Annotated in this window: 1 protein-coding gene and 1 pseudogene; both read right to left on the bottom strand. The window is 65.4% G+C overall.

From position 1 onward, the window contains the following. Positions 1–145 (bottom strand): DNA-3-methyladenine glycosylase (locus tag ACXJKH_RS21990; protein ID WP_457322564.1); only part of this gene is annotated, 145 nt, incomplete at its 3' end. Between the two features lie 53 nt (positions 146–198). Continuing rightward, a pseudogene (locus tag ACXJKH_RS21985) lies at positions 199–544 on the bottom strand (prolyl aminopeptidase); the annotation flags it as partial.

The following is a 544-nucleotide window of genomic DNA, read 5'->3' as shown; positions in this document are numbered from 1 at the left end:
CTTCGCTGCCCGCATACGCTTCCACCTCGACGATGCGGCCGGCGCGGCCGTCGTCGCGCACCAGCAGCTTGTTCAACAGGTCCGGGGCGACCTGGGTCGGGTGTCGCTGGTAGAACGTACGGGGCAGGGTGATCCAGGGGTTCATGTCATTTCCTGCAGGTCGATTTCAGACGCATCACCACCACGCGTCACGACATCTCAACGTTGAATCGAATGCGCCGATGGCCCGCTGATCTGGTCGGCGAAATCGTCCGTCGCACGCACCAGCGCGTCGGCGGTGGCCGGTTCGGTAGCGCCATGCCCGGACAACACCATCTCCAACCGGGCCTCGGGCCAGGCACAGGCCAGGTCCCACGCGCTGCGGGCGGGGCAGATGATGTCATAGCGCCCCTGCACGATCACACCCGGCAGGTGGCGGATGCGGTCGATATCGCKCAGCAGCTGGCCATGCAGGAGAAACGCGTTGTGGCGAAAGTAATGCGCCTCGATCCGGGCCTTGGCCAACGTGTCCAGCGGATCGGCAGTGGAGACAGCATCGACGTCG

The organism is Stenotrophomonas sp. P5_B8 (assembly GCF_054049855.1).
This window is presented reverse-complemented; position numbering and strand designations above follow the sequence as displayed.